Here is a 4,189-nt window from a genome sequence, read left to right as displayed (position 1 = left end):
CGGCTGTTGTTGCTGGGGTCGTTGGGGATCACCACATCGGCCCCTTCACGCAGTTCGGCCAGCGACTTGATCTTGCGCGAGTAGGCACCGAACGGCTCGATGTGCACGCCCACCACCTTGGTCAGGTCGGTCTTGCGATCACGGTTGTAGGCGTCCAGGTACGGTTCGGTCTGGAAGTAGTTGGCATCCACCTGCTTCTGCACCAGCTGGTCGTTGGGCTGCACGTAGTCGTTGAACACGCGCACGTCCAGCTCCACGCCTTCCTGCTTGAGGATCGGCTTGACCACTTCCAGGATCTCGGCGTGCGGCACGGCGGTGGCGGCCACCACCAGCTTCTGCGAAGGCTCACCGGACTTGCCGCAGGCGGTCAGGGCCAGCGCAGCGGCGAACAGGGGCAGCAACAGGGTCTTCTTCATGGGCGCAATCGATCTCGGGGGAGGTGTCAGGATTTTTCGTAGTTGGTCAGGGCCAGTTCCAGCAGTGCCTTGGCCTGCTCGCGCAGCATCATCGGCTCGACGATCTCGGCATCGGACCCGTAATGCAACACGTCCATCAACAGTTCGCGCGACACGCTGTAGGGCACTTTCAATTCGTAGCGGCCATCGGCGAGGAAGCGTCCCTGCTGCTTGGAGTGCCAGTGCTCGTCGGCCACCCAGCGCGCGGCCTTGGCACTGAACAGGATGGTTGCCCAGCCCTTGGGCGCACCGGAGAAGATGCCGTAGCTGGCGCCGAGCTGCTCGTCCAGTTCGCTGTCGGCGACATCGCGGGCGGTGCTGTCGATCACCCGCGCCTTGTAGATGCGGTCCACCGCGAAGCTGCGCAGGGCCTCGCGATCATGGTCCCAGCCGTCCAGGTACCAGTTGTCGCGGTAATGGGTCAGCCGTTGCGGCGATACGGTGCGCTTGGTCGCTTCGTCGGTCGAGCGGGCGCGGTACTCAAAGCCCAGCTGCTTGCGCTCCAGCACCGCCGAGGCCACCGAACGGAAGCTGGCTTCATCGAACTTGCGGCCACGGTGCGGAATCACCCGCACCCGATCCACCGGCCAGCTGGAAACACCGGCCTGGGCGGCCAGCAGGCTCTCGATGCGCTGCTGCAGCGGCGCCAGCACCGAAGACAGCACGCCGCCGCCGGTACGGGCCAGCAGGTGCTGCGAGGCCAGCAGGGCGTGCAGCTCCTCCGAGCTCAGCCACAGGCCGGGCAGCTCGAAGCGGTCGCTCTCGTCGGCCAGGTAGCGGAAGCCGGCCTCGCCATCGCCCTCGATCGGCGCCATCAGCGCATCGCGCAGGAACGCCAGGTCGCGGTAGACGGTGGCCCGGGAGCAACCGAGCTTGTCCTGCAGGGTCGCCACCGTCACCGGATAGCGTGCGGACTTGAGCAGACGATGCAGGGCGGTGATGCGTTCGTATCGGTCCATGCCCCCGATTATGTCCGAGTCTCGGGCGTTGTGGCGGACGATTGGGCTATCGTGGGCGCCCCCTGCCCCGTGGAGCGCCCGATGCGCCGGTTGTCTGTCCTGCCCCTGCTGGCCTGCCTGCTGCTGGCCGCCTGCGACCGCGCACCGGCGCCCACCGACGCTGCGACGCCCGTCCCCGCTGCCGATCCGGCGCAGGCGGTGCTGTCTGCCAGCCAGCGCTTTGCCGCCCTGCGCAGCTTCCATGCCGAGCTGGAGGTGCTGGGCGCGCAGCAGCCGGTGCGTACCGCGATGGACTTCGTCGCCCCGGACCGGTTCCGGGTACAGACCCCTGCCGGACCACAGGTGATCATCGGCGACACCATGTTCCTGCAGGCCGACGATGCGATCCGCCAGGTGCCGACCCCGCCGGGGCTGCTGGAGCAATGGCGCAGCCCGCTGCCTGCCGATATCCCCGCACAGGCCCTGCAGGCCGAAGACCTGGGCGAGYAGACGCTGGACGGCGTCAGCACCCGCCACTACCGCCTGCGTGGCGCCACGGCCGGTGAGCGCCTGGAGTACTGGGTGGATGCGCAGGGCCTGCCGCGGCAGATCGTGCGCAGCGGCCACAACAACGGCAAGCCCTTCCAGCTGCGGCTGCGGTACTCGCGCTTCAACGATCCTGCCCTGCAGGTCGACCTGCCCTGAATGGGCCTGGCCGACAACGCCTGCTGAAGCAGGCGGGACGGGCGATTCGGACGGTCATCACGCTTCCAGTATCATCACCGGCTGCCAACCGCTTCGGAGAAGCCTCGATGTCCCTGCGCGTGTCCCTGCTGGTCCCCTTGCTGCTCTGCGCCCCGCTGGCGTATGCGCAGGATGCCTCCGAACTGGCGGCGATGTCCTCGCCGTGGAGCGGCAGTGGTGGCGAACTCGGCTTCGCGTCGGCACGTGGCAACAGCAGCACCGAGAGCTTCAACGGCCGCCTGCGCCTGCGCTACACCGATGGCGACTGGGTGCACAGCATGGACCTGTTCGGCCTGCGCTCCAGCTCCAAGGTGACCGAAACCAGCGACGACGGCACCACCACGCGCCGCAACAACACCACCGCCAACCGCTACACCGGCAGTGCAGGCAGCGCGCTGCAGCTGGGCGAACATCGCCAGCTGACGGCCACGGTACGTACCGAGCGTGATGACTTCGCCACCTACGACCGGCAGAGCTCGTTCGGTCTGGGTTACGGCACCCGGCTGTGGAACACCGAGCGTTTCTCGTTCGATGCGCAGATCGGCCCCGGTGTGCGCCGCACCCACAGCACCGAGGACGACCGCACCCGCACCGGCCTGATCGGTCGCGGCCTGTTCGACCTGAAGTACTCGCTGACCGACAACACCGACCTGATCAACACGCTGCTGGTCGAATCGGGTTCGTACAACACCTTCGGCCAGAACGATTTTGGTGTCTCGGTGAGCATGAACGAGCACCTGGCGCTGAAGGCCGGCTGGCAGGCGCGTTACAACAGCGACGTCGCCGAGGACAAGCGCAAGACCGATACGCTGACCACGATGAACGTGGTCTACAAGTTCAAATAAGCGAAACGGGCGCCTGGCGCCCGTTCTGCTTTTGGTAGTGCCGGCCGCTGGCCGGCATTACCTGCGGTGGCTCAGACGTTCAACAGCTCGCCAGCACCCGCATCCAGCAGCATCTTCGCCACGCGCTGGCCCAGCACTTCCGGGTCGCTGGCCGGGCCCACGGCGTCGGCACGCACCGCGCGGCCGTCACTGGCGCTGCCGACCAGCCCCTGCAGGTGCAGGTCCTGGCCCTGCCACTGCGCGATCGCCGCCACCGGCACATGGCAGCTGCCATGCAGCGCGCGGTTCATCGCCCGCTCCGCTTCTACACAGGCGCGCGTGGCGGCGTCATCCAGGCCTGCAAACAGCGCCATCAGCGCGGCATTGCCGCCATCGCACTCCACCGCCACCGCGCCCTGCGCCGGCGCCGGCAACCACTGCGGCGGCTGCAGGCGGGCGACGATGCGATTGCCCAGGCCCAGCCGTTCCAGCCCGGCCACGGCCAGCACGATGGCGTCGTAGCCGCCGTTGTCGAGCTTGGCCAGACGGGTGTTGACGTTGCCGCGCAGGTCCAGCAGCTCCAGGTCCGGGCGCAGCGCACGCAGCTGGGCCTGGCGGCGCAGTGACGAGGTACCGACGCGCGCACCGATCGGCAGTGCATCCAGCGAGGCATACAGGTTGGAGACGAAACCATCGGCCGGATCGTGGCGGGTCAGCATTGCCGGCAGCGCGAACGGCGCATCCAGTTCCATCGGCACATCCTTCAACGAGTGCACCGCGCAGTCGGCCTCGCCACGCAGCATGGCCAGCTCCAGTTCCTTGAGGAACAGGCCCTTGCCACCGATGGCCGCCAGCGAGCGGTCAAGCACTTCATCGCCGCGGGTGCTCATCGGCACCAGTTCCACGTGCAGATCGGGATGTGCCTGGCGCAGGCGGTCGGCGACGTGTTCGCTCTGCCAGAGGGCGAGCGGGCTCTTGCGGGTGGCGATGCGGACGGTTTCCATCCTTTCATTATCGCGCCTATCGGCGGGATACGGCCAACGGCGGAGCCCCTCGTGGCTGGTGTGGTCGTGCAAGCAACAGCTGTGCTTGGCCGGGCGGGGTGGGCTGCGCGGGGGACGCCGTAAACCCATCCCTGGGGGCTTGGCCGCGGCATCCATGCCGCGGACACCCCCACGCAGTCCACCCCGCCCAGCCTCTGACGGTTTCCGTGTGCGTCAGCCACGGA

The 4,189-nt window shown here is 67.8% G+C and carries 5 protein-coding genes; 2 read left to right on the top strand and 3 right to left on the bottom strand.

Annotation, left to right across the window (positions count from 1 at the left end):
- A partial coding sequence (locus tag AC1DJN_RS20970) for a MetQ/NlpA family ABC transporter substrate-binding protein (protein WP_478040076.1) occupies nucleotides 1-416 on the bottom strand: 416 nt, incomplete at its 3' end.
- 26 nt (nucleotides 417-442) lie between these two features.
- Entirely contained in the window at nucleotides 443-1,414 is a 972-nt protein-coding gene (locus AC1DJN_RS20965; RefSeq protein ID WP_025877388.1) for a helix-turn-helix transcriptional regulator, read from the bottom strand.
- Between the two features lie 81 nt (nucleotides 1,415-1,495).
- Here AC1DJN_RS20965 and AC1DJN_RS20960 point away from each other — a divergent pair, with 81 nt between their 5' ends.
- Entirely contained in the window at nucleotides 1,496-2,098 is a 603-nt protein-coding gene (locus AC1DJN_RS20960) for a LolA family protein (protein WP_478040074.1), read from the top strand.
- Between the two features lie 107 nt (nucleotides 2,099-2,205).
- Complete coding sequence (locus AC1DJN_RS20955) at nucleotides 2,206-2,982, top strand: DUF481 domain-containing protein (RefSeq protein WP_025877391.1); 777 nt, start codon at nucleotides 2,206-2,208, stop codon at nucleotides 2,980-2,982.
- A 71-nt stretch (nucleotides 2,983-3,053) separates the two neighbouring features.
- Here AC1DJN_RS20955 and hemC read toward each other — a convergent pair whose 3' ends face one another.
- Complete coding sequence (hemC, locus tag AC1DJN_RS20950) at nucleotides 3,054-3,965, bottom strand: hydroxymethylbilane synthase (protein ID WP_025877394.1); 912 nt, start codon at nucleotides 3,963-3,965, stop codon at nucleotides 3,054-3,056.
- Between the last annotated feature and the right edge of the window lie 224 nt (nucleotides 3,966-4,189).

It is taken from the genome of Stenotrophomonas sp. 05L414_2 (assembly GCF_056397905.1).
The sequence above is the reverse complement of the archived record's forward strand: the minus strand, read 5'-3'. Positions and strand labels throughout refer to the sequence as shown.

Bases quoted from the DNA above. Each gene is read 5' to 3' on its own strand.
- AC1DJN_RS20965 (WP_025877388.1), bottom strand. From the start codon at position 1,414: ATGGACCGATACGAACGCATCACCGCCCTGCATCGTCTGCTCAAGTCC.
- hemC (WP_025877394.1), bottom strand. From the start codon at position 3,965: ATGGAAACCGTCCGCATCGCCACCCGCAAGAGCCCGCTCGCCCTCTGG.
- AC1DJN_RS20955 (WP_025877391.1), top strand. From the start codon at position 2,206: ATGTCCCTGCGCGTGTCCCTGCTGGTCCCCTTGCTGCTCTGCGCCCCG.